The 15,380-nt window shown below is 51.1% G+C and carries 15 protein-coding genes, 1 pseudogene and 1 other annotated feature; of the genes and pseudogenes, 6 read left to right on the forward strand and 10 right to left on the reverse strand.

Annotation, left to right across the window (positions count from 1 at the left end; translation table 11 throughout):
• Positions 1-503: 503 nt before the first annotated feature.
• From clpB to rluD, 3 genes are all read right to left on the reverse strand, one after another.
• Complete coding sequence (gene clpB / locus J4728_RS22630) at positions 504-3,077, reverse strand: ATP-dependent chaperone ClpB (RefSeq protein ID WP_001235092.1); 2,574 nt, start codon at positions 3,075-3,077, stop codon at positions 504-506.
• Positions 3,078-3,206: 129 nt separating this feature from the next.
• The gene (gene yfiH, locus J4728_RS22635; RefSeq protein ID WP_000992639.1) at positions 3,207-3,938 is read right to left on the reverse strand and encodes a purine nucleoside phosphorylase YfiH; all 732 of its coding nucleotides are present in this window, start codon (positions 3,936-3,938) and stop codon (positions 3,207-3,209) included.
• The gene (gene rluD, locus J4728_RS22640) at positions 3,935-4,915 is read right to left on the reverse strand and encodes a 23S rRNA pseudouridine(1911/1915/1917) synthase RluD (RefSeq protein WP_000079130.1); all 981 of its coding nucleotides are present in this window, start codon (positions 4,913-4,915) and stop codon (positions 3,935-3,937) included. The genes yfiH and rluD overlap by 4 nt, the downstream gene beginning before the upstream one ends.
• 131 nt (positions 4,916-5,046) lie before the next feature.
• On the opposite strand from rluD, the gene bamD reads away from it, so the two are divergent.
• The 4 genes from bamD (at position 5,047) to pheA (ending at position 7,805) form a co-directional block, all read left to right on the forward strand.
• Positions 5,047-5,784: an outer membrane protein assembly factor BamD gene (gene bamD / locus J4728_RS22645; RefSeq protein ID WP_000197660.1), complete on the forward strand. Its 738-nt coding sequence runs from the start codon at positions 5,047-5,049 to the stop codon at positions 5,782-5,784.
• A 271-nt stretch (positions 5,785-6,055) separates the two neighbouring features.
• Positions 6,056-6,394 carry a ribosome-associated translation inhibitor RaiA gene (raiA, locus tag J4728_RS22650; protein ID WP_000178449.1) on the forward strand — a complete coding sequence of 113 codons (339 nt, stop codon included), beginning with the start codon at positions 6,056-6,058 and terminating at the stop codon, positions 6,392-6,394.
• Between the two features lie 102 nt (positions 6,395-6,496).
• Positions 6,497-6,622 (forward strand) — a sequence feature (Phe leader region).
• Positions 6,498-6,545, forward strand: a complete 48-nt coding sequence (gene pheL, locus J4728_RS22655) for a pheA operon leader peptide PheL (RefSeq protein ID WP_010989056.1) — start codon at positions 6,498-6,500, stop codon at positions 6,543-6,545. Its footprint overlaps the feature before it by 48 nt.
• Positions 6,623-6,644: 22 nt before the next feature.
• Complete coding sequence (gene pheA / locus J4728_RS22660; RefSeq protein ID WP_020437765.1) at positions 6,645-7,805, forward strand: bifunctional chorismate mutase/prephenate dehydratase; 1,161 nt, start codon at positions 6,645-6,647, stop codon at positions 7,803-7,805.
• On the opposite strand, the gene J4728_RS22665 is transcribed toward pheA, so the two are convergent.
• The 3 genes from J4728_RS22665 to aroF are packed head-to-tail and all read right to left on the reverse strand — an operon-like array spanning position 7,766 to position 10,933.
• The gene (locus tag J4728_RS22665; protein ID WP_000210984.1) at positions 7,766-8,674 is read right to left on the reverse strand and encodes an SMP-30/gluconolactonase/LRE family protein; all 909 of its coding nucleotides are present in this window, start codon (positions 8,672-8,674) and stop codon (positions 7,766-7,768) included. The genes pheA and J4728_RS22665 overlap by 40 nt on opposite strands.
• Positions 8,675-8,731: 57 nt before the next feature.
• On the reverse strand, positions 8,732-9,853 hold the full coding sequence (gene tyrA, locus J4728_RS22670; RefSeq protein ID WP_000225188.1) for a bifunctional chorismate mutase/prephenate dehydrogenase: 1,122 nt from the start codon (positions 9,851-9,853) through the stop codon (positions 8,732-8,734).
• Positions 9,854-9,862: 9 nt separating this feature from the next.
• Positions 9,863-10,933, reverse strand: coding sequence for a 3-deoxy-7-phosphoheptulonate synthase AroF (gene aroF / locus J4728_RS22675; RefSeq protein WP_208212460.1), 1,071 nt, complete (start codon positions 10,931-10,933; stop codon positions 9,863-9,865).
• Between the two features lie 439 nt (positions 10,934-11,372).
• Here aroF and J4728_RS22680 point away from each other — a divergent pair, with 439 nt between their 5' ends.
• Positions 11,373-11,891 (forward strand): YfiR family protein, encoded by a 519-nt coding sequence (locus J4728_RS22680; protein WP_001212379.1) that lies wholly within the window; start codon positions 11,373-11,375, stop codon positions 11,889-11,891.
• Positions 11,884-13,106 (forward strand): annotated as a pseudogene (dgcN, locus tag J4728_RS22685) (diguanylate cyclase DgcN). The gene J4728_RS22680 and the pseudogene dgcN overlap by 8 nt, the downstream one beginning before the upstream one ends.
• A gap of 156 nt (positions 13,107-13,262) precedes the next feature.
• Here the strand turns inward: dgcN and rplS are convergent.
• The 4 genes from rplS to rpsP are packed head-to-tail and all read right to left on the reverse strand — an operon-like array spanning position 13,263 to position 15,278.
• Complete coding sequence (gene rplS, locus J4728_RS22690; protein ID WP_000065257.1) at positions 13,263-13,610, reverse strand: 50S ribosomal protein L19; 348 nt, start codon at positions 13,608-13,610, stop codon at positions 13,263-13,265.
• Positions 13,611-13,650: 40 nt separating this feature from the next.
• On the reverse strand, positions 13,651-14,418 hold the full coding sequence (gene trmD / locus J4728_RS22695; protein WP_000469807.1) for a tRNA (guanosine(37)-N1)-methyltransferase TrmD: 768 nt from the start codon (positions 14,416-14,418) through the stop codon (positions 13,651-13,653).
• A 44-nt stretch (positions 14,419-14,462) separates the two neighbouring features.
• On the reverse strand, positions 14,463-15,011 hold the full coding sequence (gene rimM, locus J4728_RS22700; RefSeq protein ID WP_000043266.1) for a ribosome maturation factor RimM: 549 nt from the start codon (positions 15,009-15,011) through the stop codon (positions 14,463-14,465).
• Between the two features lie 18 nt (positions 15,012-15,029).
• Positions 15,030-15,278 (reverse strand): 30S ribosomal protein S16, encoded by a 249-nt coding sequence (gene rpsP / locus J4728_RS22705; protein ID WP_000256453.1) that lies wholly within the window; start codon positions 15,276-15,278, stop codon positions 15,030-15,032.
• Between the last annotated feature and the right edge of the window lie 102 nt (positions 15,279-15,380).

Below are 15,380 nucleotides of genomic sequence, written 5' to 3' on the forward strand. Positions count from 1 at the left end.
AGGCCTGCCGCCAGCGTTCAATCTGAGCCATGATCAAACTCTTCAATTTAAAAGTTTGATGCTCAATGAATTAAACTTCGTAATGAATTACGTGTTCACTCTTGAGACTTGGTATTCATTTTTCGTCCGAGGACGTTAAGAATCCGTATCTTCGAGTGCCCACACAGATTGTCTGATAAATTGTTAAAGAGCAGGTGCGACGCGGCTTACAGCTCACCGTCGCGAGGTGGCGTATATTACGCTTTCCTCTTTTTGAGTCAAGCCTTTATTTTCGCTTTCCTCACAGGCTTCTTAACGAAGCCTTTCTGACCCGGCGGCCTGTATGCCGTTGTTCCGTGTCAGTGGTGGCGCATTATAGGGAGTTATTAGAGCCTGACAAGACCTAAATGCAAAAAAAAGCTCAACCGTTCACTTTTCAAACAACATTTGAACCAAAAGCCTATTTTCGCCTGGTTTTTAAACAAAAACGAGCCCGTCAGGGCCCGTTTATTCAAATTTGTGACTTACTGCACTGCCACAATACGATCATCATTGGCTTCAAGGCGAATCACTTTGCCAGGAACCAGTTCACCAGACAGGATTTGCTGCGCCAGTGGGTTTTCGATCTGCTGTTGAATAGCACGTTTTAACGGACGCGCCCCGTAGACCGGATCGTAACCGTTGGCGCTCAACAGTTTCAGCGCCTCGTCGGAGATATGGATTTCATAACCACGTTCTTCCAGACGTTTGTACAGACGCTGCAGCTGGATCTGAGCAATAGAAGCGATGTGTTGCTCACCTAACGGATGGAATACCACAACTTCATCAATACGGTTGATAAATTCCGGACGGAAGTTTTGGCTAACCACACCCAGCACCATCTCTTTCATTCGACCGTAATCCAGTTCGCCAAAGCGCTCCTGAATGAGATCGGAACCGAGGTTAGAAGTCATAATGACCACCGTATTACGGAAGTCGACCGTTCTCCCCTGCCCGTCAGTCAGCCGACCGTCGTCCAGCACCTGCAACAGAATGTTGAATACATCCGGATGCGCTTTTTCTACTTCATCCAACAAGATGACGGAATAAGGACGACGGCGTACCGCTTCCGTCAAATAACCGCCTTCTTCATAGCCGACATATCCCGGAGGCGCCCCGACCAAACGAGACACGGAGTGTTTCTCCATAAACTCGGACATATCGATACGCACCATCGCGTCGTCGCTGTCGAACATAAAGTTAGCCAGCGCTTTACACAGTTCGGTTTTACCGACCCCCGTCGGCCCAAGGAACAGGAAGGAACCAATCGGACGGTTCGGATCGGACAGCCCCGCGCGGCTACGACGTATGGCGTTCGATACTGCTTCAACGGCTTCATTCTGCCCGATCACACGGCTGTGTAACTCTTGTTCCATACGCAACAGTTTTTCACGTTCGCCTTCCAGCATTCTGGCAACCGGAATACCGGTCCAGCGCGCCAGCACTTCGGCAATTTCCGCATCCGTTACTTTGTTACGTAACAGACGCATGGTTTTACCTTCCGACTGGGTCGCGGCTTCCAACTGTTTTTCCAGCTCCGGAATTTTGCCGTACTGCAATTCAGACATTCGCGCCAGGTCGCCAACGCGGCGCGCCTGCTCGATGGCAATCTTCGCCTGCTCCAGCTCCGCTTTAATAGTTTGCGTACCAGAGAGCGACGCTTTTTCCGCTTTCCACTCTTCTTCCAGCTCAGAATACTGGCGCTCTTTGTCGTCCAGTTCTTCGTTGAGCATATCGAGACGTTTTTTACTCGCCTCGTCAGACTCTTTCATCAACGCCTGCTGTTCCAGTTTGAGCTGAATAATACGGCGGTCGAGCCTGTCCAGCTCCTCCGGCTTAGAGTCAATCTGCATACGAATGCTGGATGCCGCTTCATCGATCAGGTCGATAGCTTTATCCGGCAACTGACGGTCGGCGATATAGCGGTGAGATAATGTTGCCGCCGCCACAATCGCCGGGTCAGTGATCTGCACATGGTGGTGCAGCTCGTAACGTTCTTTCAGGCCACGCAGAATAGCAATGGTGTCTTCCACTGAAGGTTCTGCGACAAACACTTTTTGAAAACGACGTTCCAGCGCCGCGTCTTTTTCAATGTACTGACGGTATTCATCCAGCGTGGTGGCGCCCACACAGTGCAGTTCACCACGCGCCAGCGCCGGTTTCAGCATATTCCCGGCGTCCATGGCGCCATCGGCCTTACCTGCGCCAACCATCGTGTGCAGCTCGTCAATAAACAGGATGACGTTGCCTTCCTGTTTCGCCAGATCGTTCAGCACGCCTTTCAGACGCTCTTCAAATTCGCCGCGATATTTCGCCCCGGCCACCAGCGCGCCCATATCCAGCGCCAGTACGCGGCGACCTTTTAAGCCTTCAGGGACTTCACCGTTAATAATGCGCTGCGCCAGTCCTTCAACAATTGCCGTTTTACCGACCCCTGGCTCACCGATTAACACCGGGTTATTTTTAGTACGACGTTGCAGTACCTGAATGGTACGGCGAATTTCTTCATCACGACCAATTACCGGGTCAAGCTTACCTTGTTCAGCCCGCTCGGTCAGATCGACGGTATATTTTTTCAAGGCCTGACGTTGGTCTTCAGCCCCTTGATCGTTCACGCTTTCACCTCCGCGCATCTGTTCAATTGCCTGAGTGATATTGGCCGTGGTCGCACCGGCTGATTTCAGCAGATCGGTTAACGTGCCGCGAGACTCAAGCGCCGCCAGAACAAACAGCTCTGACGAAATAAAATTGTCTCCCCGTTTTTGCGCCAGCTTGTCGCAAAGGTTCAGTACGCGTACCAGTTCCGAAGAAGGCTGTACGTCGCCGCCGGTGCCTTCCACCTGCGGTAAACGGCTCAGCGCCTGATCGATAGCGGTGCGCAACTGGCCAGCATTAATGCCGGCGGAGGTTAATAAAGGACGTATCGATCCCCCTTCCTGGTTCAGCAAGGCGCTCATTAAATGAAGAGGTTCGATGAATTGGTTGTCGTGCCCCAGCGCGAGCGACTGGGCATCGGCAAGAGCAAGCTGGAATTTGTTAGTAAGACGATCCAGACGCATAACTCCTCCCATAACAGGTCAAAATTGCTACTGGAGATTAAATGAGGTCATCCCTCAATTATTCAAGGTGAATGACCTGAATTATGTGAAAAGAAAGTTACCCGTACCGGATCGTCTTGATTCTTTAGGTTATATCAGCCAAATAAAACTTGCCATACGACCTGTCGTCTTGTCGCGACGATAAGAGAAGAAAGTCTCACTTTCGCTAAAGGTGCAGCGATCCCCGCCATAGACATGTTCAACGCCGGTATTCGCCAGACGTTGGCGTGCAAGCTGATAAATATCCGCCAGAAATTTTTCCCCGTGCGGCAAAAATGCGCTATCGGCTTGCGCATCTTTTGCTAAAAATGCGTCACGCACTTCCGGCCCCACTTCAAACGCGGTCGGGCCGATCGCCGGACCTAACCAGGCGATGATATTTTCTGGTTTGTCAGCAAAGCAGGTGACAGTTTCCTCCAGTACGCCTTCACATAATCCGCGCCAGCCCGCATGAGCCGCCGCCACTTCTGTTCCCTCACGGTTACAGAATAGCACAGGCAGGCAGTCTGCCGTCATTACCGCGCAGACGGTTCCTGGCGTATTGCTGTAAGACGCATCCGCACGTTTGGAGGCATAAGGTTCTCCGGTAAGCCTCAACACATTTTTACCGTGAACCTGTTCAAGCCAGACAGGTTTCGAAGGCAGATTGCCCGCCGCAAACAGACGCTTGCGGTTCTCTTCAACATGCTCCGGGTTATCGCCGCAATGCGCGCCCAGATTCAGCGAGTCGTAAGGCGGTAAACTCACCCCGCCAATACGGGTAGAACTACAGGCTGCGACGCCTTTCGGCAGCGGCCACTGCGGGACAATCAGTGCATTCATAACCAGTCCACATCATCTTTATGATCTTCGAAATCGGCGCGCATCGCATCGATAAGGTCCACCATATCTTGTGGAATCGGCGCGTGCCACTCCATTTCGATACCCGATACAGGATGGTAGAGACGCAGCATCGTTGCATGCAGCGCCTGGCGGTCAAACTTACGCAGCGTGGAAATAAATTCTTCCGATGCGCCTTTCGGTGGACGTGGACGCCCGCCATATACCTGATCGCCCACTAACGGATGCGTAATATGCGCCATATGCACGCGGATCTGGTGCGTACGCCCAGTCTCCAGACGCAACCTAAGACGCGTATGCACACGGAAATGTTCCATAATGCGGTAGTGGGTCACCGCCGGTTTGCCCATGGGATGCACCGACATATGGGTACGTTTGGTCGGGTGACGACTGATGGGTTCATTCACCGTTCCTCCCGCCGTCATATGTCCGATCGCGACCGCTTCATATTCGCGGGTGATCTCGCGCAGCTGCAAAGACTCCACCAGGCGCGTTTGCGCCGGAACGGTTTTGGCCACCACCATCAGCCCCGTCGTGTCCTTATCCAGACGATGCACAATGCCCGCGCGCGGAACATCCGCAATCGGCGGATAATAATGTAGCAACGCGTTCAGTACCGTACCGTCCGGGTTACCCGCGCCAGGATGTACCACCAGATCGCGTGGTTTGTTGATAACCAGAATATCGTCATCTTCATAAACAATATCTAACGGGATATCCTGCGCTTCAAAACGAATCTCTTCGTCGATCTCCGCATCAATAGCCACCCGCTCGCCGCCTAACACTTTTTCTTTTGGCTTATCGCAAAGTTGACCATTGACCAACACGCGTTGATTCAAAATCCATTCTTTTATACGCGAACGTGAATAATCCGGGAACATTTCGGCCAAAGCCTGATCTAAGCGTTGACCGAGTTGGTTTTCGGAGACCGTTGCGGTGAGTTGTACTCGTTGTGCCATATACAGCTTCTTCGTTTAACGTTGGGTTTTACGGCTTTGCCGTTTAATATAGTGTGCTATTGTAGCTGGTCTTAACCGGGAGCAGGAACAGAGAATCTCCCGTAAAACATTTTGAGGAAAGTCAAAACGTCATGACGCGCATGAAATATCTGGTGGCAGCAGCCACGTTGAGCCTGTTTCTGGCGGGTTGCTCGGGTTCAAAGGAAGAGGTGCCCGATAATCCGCCGAATGAAATCTACGCGACTGCTCAGCAAAAGCTGCAGGACGGTAACTGGAAACAGGCAATAACGCAATTGGAAGCGTTAGATAATCGTTATCCATTCGGACCGTATTCTCAGCAGGTGCAGTTGGATCTTATCTACGCCTATTACAAAAACGCCGATTTGCCGCTAGCGCAGGCCGCTATCGATCGTTTTATGCGTCTTAATCCAACGCACCCTAATATTGACTATGTCATGTACATGCGCGGCCTGACGAACATGGCGCTGGATGATAGCGCGCTGCAGGGTTTCTTTGGCGTCGATCGCAGCGATCGCGATCCGCAACATGCGCGGGCGGCGTTCAATGACTTTTCGAAACTGGTACGCAGCTATCCTAATAGCCAGTACACCACCGACGCCACTAAGCGTCTGGTATTCCTGAAAGACCGTCTGGCGAAATATGAATATTCCGTCGCAGAGTACTATACCGCGCGCGGCGCATGGGTTGCGGTCGTAAACCGGGTAGAAGGTATGCTACGCAATTATCCTGATACGCAGGCCACGCGCGATGCGTTGCCACTGATGGAAAACGCCTATCGTCAGATGCAGCTGAATGCGCAGGCTGACAAAGTCGCGAAAATTATTGCCGCTAACAGCAAAAACACCTGAAGCAATACAGACAAGCAAAACGGCAGCCTTCCGGCTGCCGTTTTTTTATTCGATATCTGATGCAACAGAAATGATTTCACTGCAACGCATCCAGTCAAATATGGCCTGCTTTCAGCCATTCCTCAAGTAAAAGATCGCTTCTTCCTGCGATGCCTCACAAAAAGTTCGCCTTGACAAAAAGTGACAAAATAATGTGATTTACATCACACATTTTGACATTAAGAACGGTATGCTGGAATCACCAAGACGGGAAAGACAAGAGGTAAAATTTATGACAATGAACATTACCAGTAAACAAATGGAAATTACTCCGGCAATCCGCCAACATGTCGCAGACCGTCTCGCCAAACTGGAAAAATGGCAAACTCACCTGATTAATCCTCATATCATTCTGTCTAAAGAGCCACAGGGCTTTATTGCTGACGCCACCATTAATACACCGAACGGACATCTGGTCGCCAGCGCAAAACACGAAGATATGTACACCGCTATTAATGAATTGATCAACAAGCTGGAACGGCAGCTCAATAAAGTGCAGCACAAAGGCGAAGCCCGTCGTGCCACCGCATCGGTGAAAGATGCCAGCTTCGTCGAAGCAGAAGAAGAGTAGTCCCTTACATTGAGTGTATCGCCAACGCGCCTTCGGGCGCGTTTTTTGTTGACAGGATTAAAACAGTACGAGTACTGTACTTACGTACACAAAGGAAACAGTTATGAAGCTAACCCGGTTTTTCTTCGCATTCTTTTTTATCTTCCCCTGACCGGGAGGCGTTTCGTCATGTGATAAAGAATGCGAAGACGAACAAGAAGGCCTCCCCCACCGGGAGGCCTTTTTTATTGATAACAAAAAAGGCAACACTATGACATCGGAAAACCCATTACTGGCGCTGCGAGATAAAATCAGCGCTTTAGACGAAGAGTTACTGACCTTACTGGCAAAACGACGCGCGCTGGCGATTGAAGTGGGACAAGCAAAACTACTGTCGCATCGTCCGGTTCGGGATATCGATCGTGAACGCGCGCTGCTGGACAGACTCATCCATCTCGGTAAAGCCCACCATCTCGACGCACACTACATTACCCGTCTGTTCCAGCTTATCATTGAAGACTCCGTGCTTACTCAGCAGGCGCTGCTGCAACAACATCTGAATAATACTCACCCTCATTCGGCACGTATTGCGTTTCTTGGGCCGAAAGGCTCCTATTCTCATCTCGCGGCGCGCCAGTATGCTGCACGCCATTTTGAGCAATTTATTGAGAGCGGTTGCGCAAAATTCACCGATATTTTTCATCAGGTCGAAACCGGCCAGGCCGATTACGCCGTGGTTCCGATAGAGAACACCAGCTCCGGCGCTATCAACGATGTGTACGACTTATTGCAACACACCAGTCTGTCGATTGTCGGTGAGATGACTGTCACTATCGATCACTGCGTGCTGGTTTCCGGCGCTACAGATCTGAATACCATCGAAACGGTGTACAGCCATCCGCAGCCGTTTCAGCAGTGCAGTAAATTTTTGAGCCGCTATCCGCACTGGAAAATCGACTATACCGAGAGTACGTCGGCAGCGATGGAAAAAGTCGCGCAGGCAAACTCTCCGCGCGTCGCGGCGCTCGGCAGCGAGGCAGGCGGCATGTTGCACGGTTTACAGGTGCTGGAACGCATCGCCGCAAACCAGACGCAGAATATCACCCGCTTTCTGGTACTGGCGCGCAAAGCCATCAACGTTTCCGATCAGGTTCCGGCAAAAACCACTCTGTTAATCGCCACCGGGCAGCAAGCTGGCGCGCTGGTCGAAGCGCTGCTGGTGCTGCGTAACCACAATCTCATCATGACGAAACTGGAGTCGCGCCCCATTCACGGCAATCCGTGGGAAGAGATGTTTTATCTCGATATTCAGGCGAACCTGGAGTCGCAGGTAATGCAAAGCGCGCTAAAAGAGCTGGGCGAGATCACGCGCTCAATGAAAGTGCTTGGCTGCTATCCCAGCGAAAACGTCGTGCCGGTAGAACCTGCCTGACGTTCAATAAAACGGCTTTTCTTCATCCCTGCGACGGCTACCTGCAGGGTGAAGATGGCGCCGGAGAGCGGATAATCCGCCACTTCCTGAGCAGACATATTTTCTCTGGTAGTTGTAATAAACAGCGTTTTCATATCTGCGCCGCCAAAGCAAACCATCGTCGGACAACGTACCGGCAACCGGTACTCTTCCAGCTGCTCTCCTTGCGGTGAGAAACGCGCCACGCGCCAGCCGTCAAACATCGCGCTCCAGTAGCACCCTTCGCTATCCATCGCCGCGCCGTCGGGAAGTCCTTCTCCTTCGCCAAAATGGCGAAAAAGTTCACGCTTGCCCGGATCGCCATGCTTATCAAGTAACGTGCGGTATATCACGCCATTCGGCGTATCGGAAGTATACATCCACTGGTTATCCGGGCTGAACGCCAGGCCGTTGTGTCCCTGGATATCGCACTGGATCACTTTTGCCGTCAGGTCATGATCGATCCGCATCAGCAACGCGCCATTATAGTCACCCGGCGCCCAGAACGTTCCGGCATAAAAACGGCCATCGCCATCAGTGCCGCCATCGTTGAAACGCGCCAGTTTCGTATTAGAGGGATTGTCGCAAACCTTACGCTGCAATAATCCATTTTTATCGGCCAGCCAGATAGCATGACGCATGGCCACAATAAATCCGCCCTGCTCACGCAAGGCAAAACAGCCCACCTCTTCCGGAAACGCCAGCACGCTATGCGTCCCGCTCGCCGGATGGTAACGATGGATCTCCTGTTCCAGGATATCGGTCCAATACAGCGCGCTTTCATCCTCGCTCCATGTGGGGCATTCTGGTAAATGTCCGGCATAATCAAATAAAACGTGCGGCGTAGTCATAACGGTTCCTTAAACGAAAAAAGCCAGCAAAGCTGGCTTTTAGTATAGATGTCATCATTATGGTCGGCTGTCATTCGCCTGACGCAATAACACACGGCTTTCATTCTGGAAGCGTCTGGCATAATCGCCAAACCAGTGTTCAACTTTGCGAAAACTGTCGATAAAAGCCTGCTTATCACCCTGTTCCAGTAACCCGATCGCATCGCCAAAACGTTTATAGTAACGCTTGATAAGCGCCAGATTGCGCTCCGACGACATAATAATGTCCGCATACAGCTGCGGGTCCTGGGCGAATAGACGCCCGACCATCGCCAGCTCCAGTCGATAAATCGGCGATGATAGCGCCAGAAGCTGCTCAAGCTGGACGTTCTCTTCCGCCAGATGCAGCCCATAAGCGAAGGTAGCAAAATGGCGCAACGCCTGGATAAAAGCCATGTTCTGATCGTGCTCGACAGCGCTAATTCGGTGCAACCGCGCGCCCCACACCTGGATTTGCTCAAGGAACCACTGATACGCTTCCGGTTGACGCCCGTCACACCAGACCACCACCTGCTTCGCCAGGCTCCCGCTGTCCGGGCCAAACATCGGATGCAAGCCCAACACGGGGCCATCATGGGCCGCCAACATTGCCTGTAACGGATCGCTTTTCACCGATGCCAGATCGACCAGAATACAGTCGGACGGCAGGGGCGGCAGTTGCGCTATGACCTGTTCAGTAACATGAATCGGCACGCTGACGATCACCATTCCGGCATCGGCGACAATGTCCCTGGCGCGCGGCCAGTCCTGCTGTTCCAGAATACGGACCTGATAGCCCGACAGCGTGAGCATTTTTTCAAACAGACGCCCCATCTGTCCGCCGCCGCCCACAATGACGACCGGACGCAGAGAAGGACAAAGCGTTTTGAACCCCTTATCATTTTCGCTGGAGTAAGATTCACGCATTACCCGGCGCAGGACATCTTCAATGAGATCGGGCGGGACACCGATCGCTTCTGCTTCCGCCCGTCGTGAAGCCAGCATAGAGGCCTCACGCTCCGGCACGTAAATAGGCAGGCCAAAACGGCTTTTCACCTCGCCGACTTTGGCAACCAGTTCCAGGCGCTTAGCCAGTAAATTCAACAACGCTTTATCGACATCATCTATTTGATCGCGTAACGCGGTCAATTCAGCAACCATAACAACCTCTTATGCGACGCGCACCGCCAGCTGGCCGCTCAAATCTTTATGAATTTCACGTAACAGGGCATCGGTCATCTCCCAGCTAATACAAGCATCGGTGACGGAAACGCCATACTTCATTTCGCTGCGCGGCTGCTCGGAAGACTGATCACCCTCATGAATATTACTTTCAATCATTAAGCCAATGATTGAACGATTGCCATCTTTAATCTGCGCAACCACAGATTCGGCAACGGCTGGCTGGCGGCGATAATCTTTATTGGAGTTACCATGACTGCAATCTACCATCAGCGAAGGACGTAGTCCCGCCTGTTCCATCTCTTTTTCACACTGAGCGACATCTGCCGGGCTATAGTTTGGCGCTTTGCCGCCACGCAGAATTACATGGCCATGCGGATTTCCCTGGGTTTGCAATAACGCAACCTGACCGGCCTGGTTAATGCCAACAAAACGATGAGGTTGCGCAGCGGCGCGCATGGCGTTAATCGCTGTCGCCAGGCTGCCATCCGTGCCGTTTTTAAAGCCGACCGGCATAGAAAGACCAGACGCCATTTCGCGGTGGGTTTGCGATTCGGTTGTGCGCGCCCCTATCGCCGACCAGCTAAACAGATCGCCCAGGTATTGCGGGCTGTTCGGATCCAACGCTTCGGTCGCCAATGGCAACCCCATATTCACCAGTTCCACCAGTAGCTGACGCGCTATTTTCAACCCGGCTTCCACATCAAATGAGCCATCCATGTGAGGATCGTTAATCAGCCCTTTCCAGCCGACGGTAGTCCGCGGCTTTTCAAAATAGACGCGCATTACCAGATAGAGGCTATCGCTGACCTCTGCGGCAAGGGCTTTAAATCGACGGGCATATTCCAGAGCGGTTTCAGGATCGTGAATAGAACAAGGACCGCATACCACCAACAGACGCGGATCGCGCCCGGCAATAATGTCAGAAATGATTCCCCGGGACTGCGCTATCTGCGCTTCCTGCGCCAGACTCAAAGGAAAGGCCGCTTTAAGCTGCTCCGGCGTCATTAATACCTGTTCATCGGTGATACGTACGTTATTCAGCGCGTCTTTTTGCATGATGGCGATCCTGTCTTTTCTTGTTTGCGATAGTTGATCCTCCACGAGGATGTTTAAACCATACCACAAAAAGTAAAGATTTCAATCCATATTACGTAAAATAAACTTTACACCATGCGCAATCGTCGATTAAACCCCTCCATTTCGTATCAAAAACTTTACACAACAAGTGAATTATTTTATTCCCAGCCTCAGAAAAACGGTAAAATGAGCGATGCTCGCCATTTTTTGATTATTTTTTCTCCGCACGCATAATTTTACTTTCTGATATAGGGTGATTAATACCATTATCACAAGAATTTAATATCAGGGATGCCACTTAAATTATTCATATTATCAATAAGACATAATGACGATATGGCAAAATAATGTTATTTTGCTACAAACAATCACGGATGTATTTTAATGTTTTACGACTGAAGATGGTGGGGACTTGTTAATGCGTTTTTCTCACCGATTTATCCTTCTGTTATCGCTATTATTAGCAAGCTTGCCTCTGTATGCTCAACGCGTCACGGAAGAAGAGAAATCCGTACGCGCCATCGTCTCCGGTATCGTCAGTTATACACACTGGCCGGCGTTATCCGGGCCGCCAAGGCTATGCATATTTTCATCTGCGCGTTTTGTCAGGGTACTTAGCGAAGAGGCTGACTGGGCTTTCCCTTATCAACCGCTTGTCATCCGTACCACACAAGAAGCCCTGAGCGCCCGCTGTGATGGTTTTTACTTTGGCAATGAATCGCCAGCTTATCAGGTGGAGTTAACGCGTCATTATCCAGTTAATGCCTTGTTATTAATTGCCGAGCAAAATACCGAATGTATTATTGGCAGCGCATTTTGTCTGATCATTAACAATGATGAAGTCAAATTTTCCGTCAACCTGGACTCCCTCTCGCATAGCGGCGTGAGAGTAAATCCAGAAGTATTAATGCTTGCACGGAATCAAAAGCATGAATAAGGAATTTTCTCTGTCCAGACCAACATTTAAACGCACACTACGGCGGATTAGTATAATCAGCGTGCTGCTTACAATGACATTGATCTGGCTATTAATTTGCGTTGCGTCTGTCCTTACGCTCAAACAGTATGCGCAAAAGAATCTCGATTTGACCGCCGCCACAATGGCCCATAGCCTTGAAGCGGCACTGGTATTTTCCGATAACGCGGCCGCAGCGGAAACGCTCGCCACACTGGGACGCCAGGGACAATTTTCAGCGGCGGAGGTCCGCGATAAAAATGGCCGTACTATCGCCTCATGGCGCTATGATGCGCGAGCCGCAGACGATAAGCTCATCGGCTTAATTAGCCACTGGCTTTTTCCATTGCCGGTATCGCAACCCGTCTGGCACAACGGCAGGGCCATCGGCGAAGTACGGCTTGTCGCCCGCGACAGCCTTATTGGTCATTTTATCTGGCTATCGCTGGCAGTGCTGACAGGATGTATTCTGCTAGCATCCGGCATTGCCCTGCTGCTCACGCGTTATTTGCACAATGGCGTTGTGGATGCGCTGCAAAATATTACTGAAGTTGTACACGACGTTCGCACTAACCGAAATTTTTCACGCCGGGTACCTGATGAGCGTATTGCGGAATTTCACCTGTTTGCGCAGGATTTCAATAGCCTTCTGGATGAGATGGAAGAATGGCAGCTACGGCTTCAGGCTAAAAATGCCCAGTTACTACGTACCGCGTTGCACGATCCGCTGACGGGGCTTGCCAATCGCGCGGCATTTCGCAGCTGTATTAACGCGCTGATGAAGGACAATTCCGCTCGTAGCAGTTCGGCATTGTTATTTCTGGATGGCGATAACTTTAAATATATTAATGATACCTGGGGACATGCGGCAGGCGACCGCGTACTTATAGAGGTTGCCACAAAAGATTAGCGGAATTCGGTGGTAGCCGTTATCAAACTTACCGACTCGGCGGCGATGAATTTGCGATGGTGCTTTACGATGTACATTCGGAATATGAAGTACAACGTATTTGCGCAGCGCTATCCCAGGCGTTTAATCGACCTTTTGAACTGCATAACGGCCAGCGGATAACGATGACCCTGAGTATTGGCTTTGCGCTGACATGGGAACATGCCACTGCCGAAAAACTACAAGAACTGGCCGATCGAAATATGTATCAGGCTAAACACCGGCGTGCGGAACGCTCGCTAAACTAAGGAACGGGCCTGGCCGTTTCTGACTCAACGTTGAGACCACAGACCCAACCTAATCATGCAACCGTCTATGGCGTGGAGCAAACCCATAAAAAAGGGGCCAGCGTAATGCCAGCCCCTTCTTTTCTACAAGCTTTCGGATGTTGCGAAAGCGCGTTCTTAGTTAAGACGCTCTTTGATACGAGCCGCTTTACCAGTACGCTCACGCAGGTAGTACAGTTTAGCTTTACGAACAGCACCACGACGTTTAACAGCAATGCTGTCAACTACCGGAGAGTGAGTCTGGAAGACACGCTCAACGCCTTCGCCGTTGGAAATTTTACGAACAGTGAATGCAGAGTGCAGACCGCGGTTACGAATAGCGATAACCACGCCCTCGAATGCCTGCAGACGTTTCTTGGTACCTTCAACAACCCATACTTTCACTTCCACGGTATCGCCCGGACGGAAGGACGGTACGTTCTGCTTCATCTGCTCTTGTTCAAGTTGCTTAATAATGTTGCTCATAATTTAATCTCTTATCCTGGGTAAACTGATATTCGGGGGCCTATGCCATCCCATCATGTTTATGCTGCTGTTGTGCGTGTTCTGTTTTGAACTCCGCCAGCAACCTTGCTTGCTCTTCAGTCAGAGCCAGGTTTTCCAGAAGTTCAGGTCTTCTAAGCCAGGTTCGGCCCAGCGACTGTTTCAAACGCCAGCGACGTATCTCAGCATGGTTTCCCGACAGCAATACTGGCGGTACTTCCATCCCCTCTAACACTTCAGGGCGCGTATAGTGCGGACAATCCAGCAACCCATCAGCAAACGAATCTTCGATTGCTGATGCCTCATGCCCCAGAACCCCCGGTATAAACCGGGCGACGGAGTCAATCAGCGTCATTGCCGGTAGTTCGCCACCGCTGAGAACGTAATCGCCAATTGACCATTCTTCGTCAATTTCGGTCTGAATTACGCGCTCATCTACGCCTTCGTAGCGACCACACACCAGAATAAGTTTCTGATTCGTGGCCAGCTCGCTAACGCCCGCTTGATCAAGCTTGCGTCCCTGAGGCGACAGATAAATCACTTTAGCGCCTTCACCTGCCGCGGCTTTTGCTGCGTGAATGGCGTCCCGCAAGGGTTGCACCATCATTAACATCCCCGGTCCGCCGCCGTAAGGACGATCGTCCACGGTACGGTGCCGGTCATGCGTGAAGTCGCGAGGACTCCAGCTTTGGATGTTCAGCAGGCCTTTTTTTACTGCCCGGCCAGTTACCCCGTAATCGGTAATTGCGCGGAACATTTCAGGAAACAGGCTAACGATGCCAATAAACACAAGCCAATCCCCATAACGCCATTTATTACCGTTTATTCGGTGGTTTAAAAACCAGGATCCCAGTCTACTTCGATAGTACGAGTAGCGAGATCGACTTTCTTGATAACCTGCCCATCGAGGAACGGTACTAGTCGTTCCTTGATACCAAATGCATCTTTCAGGTTCGCCTTAATGACGAGAACGTCATTCGACCCGGTTTCCATCATGTCGATAACTTTACCGAGATCGTAGCCTTCAGCGGTGACTACCTGGCAGCCCATCAGGTCTTTCCAGTAGTAGTCTCCCTCCTCAAGCGCAGGAAGTTGCGAGGAATCCACGACAATTTCGCAATTCGTCAGAAGATTCGCGGCATCTCGATCGTCAACGCCTTTCAGCTTGATGATCAGATCCTGATTGTGGTGCTTCCAGCTTTCCAGCTGTACCTGCTGCCACTGACCCGCCTTCTGGATAAACCAGGGCTGATAGTCAAAAATGCTTTCGGCGTCTTCAGTGGAGGAAAACACTCTGAGCCAACCACGGATACCGTATGAAGAACCCATTTTCCCCAGTACAACCGGTTCAGCGGGTACTTGTGCGGCGAGTTGCTTGCTCATCATGACCACCGTGACAGATTAAGCTGCTTTTTTTACTTCTTTGATCAGCGCCGCAACGCGATCGGAAATGGTTGCGCCCTGGCCAACCCAGTGAGCGATGCGATCCAGATCCAGGCGGGTGCCTTCTTCTTTTTCGCTAGCGATTGGGTTGAAGAAACCAACGCGCTCAATGAAGCGACCGTTGCGTGCATTACGGCTGTCGGTGACAACAACCTGGTAGAACGGACGCTTTTTAGCGCCGTGACGAGCTAAACGAATAGTTACCATAACATCCTCTTGTGTGAATAAAACAACCGGGCCCCATCGAGGAACGGAGCCCGGCGTCATATTAAAAGCCCGAAAATTTTACTGATTTCTGGGAGAATTGCA

The organism is Salmonella sp. 32070601201500089SM (genome assembly GCF_017573605.1).
Taxonomy (GTDB): Bacteria; Pseudomonadota; Gammaproteobacteria; order Enterobacterales; family Enterobacteriaceae; genus Salmonella; species Salmonella enterica.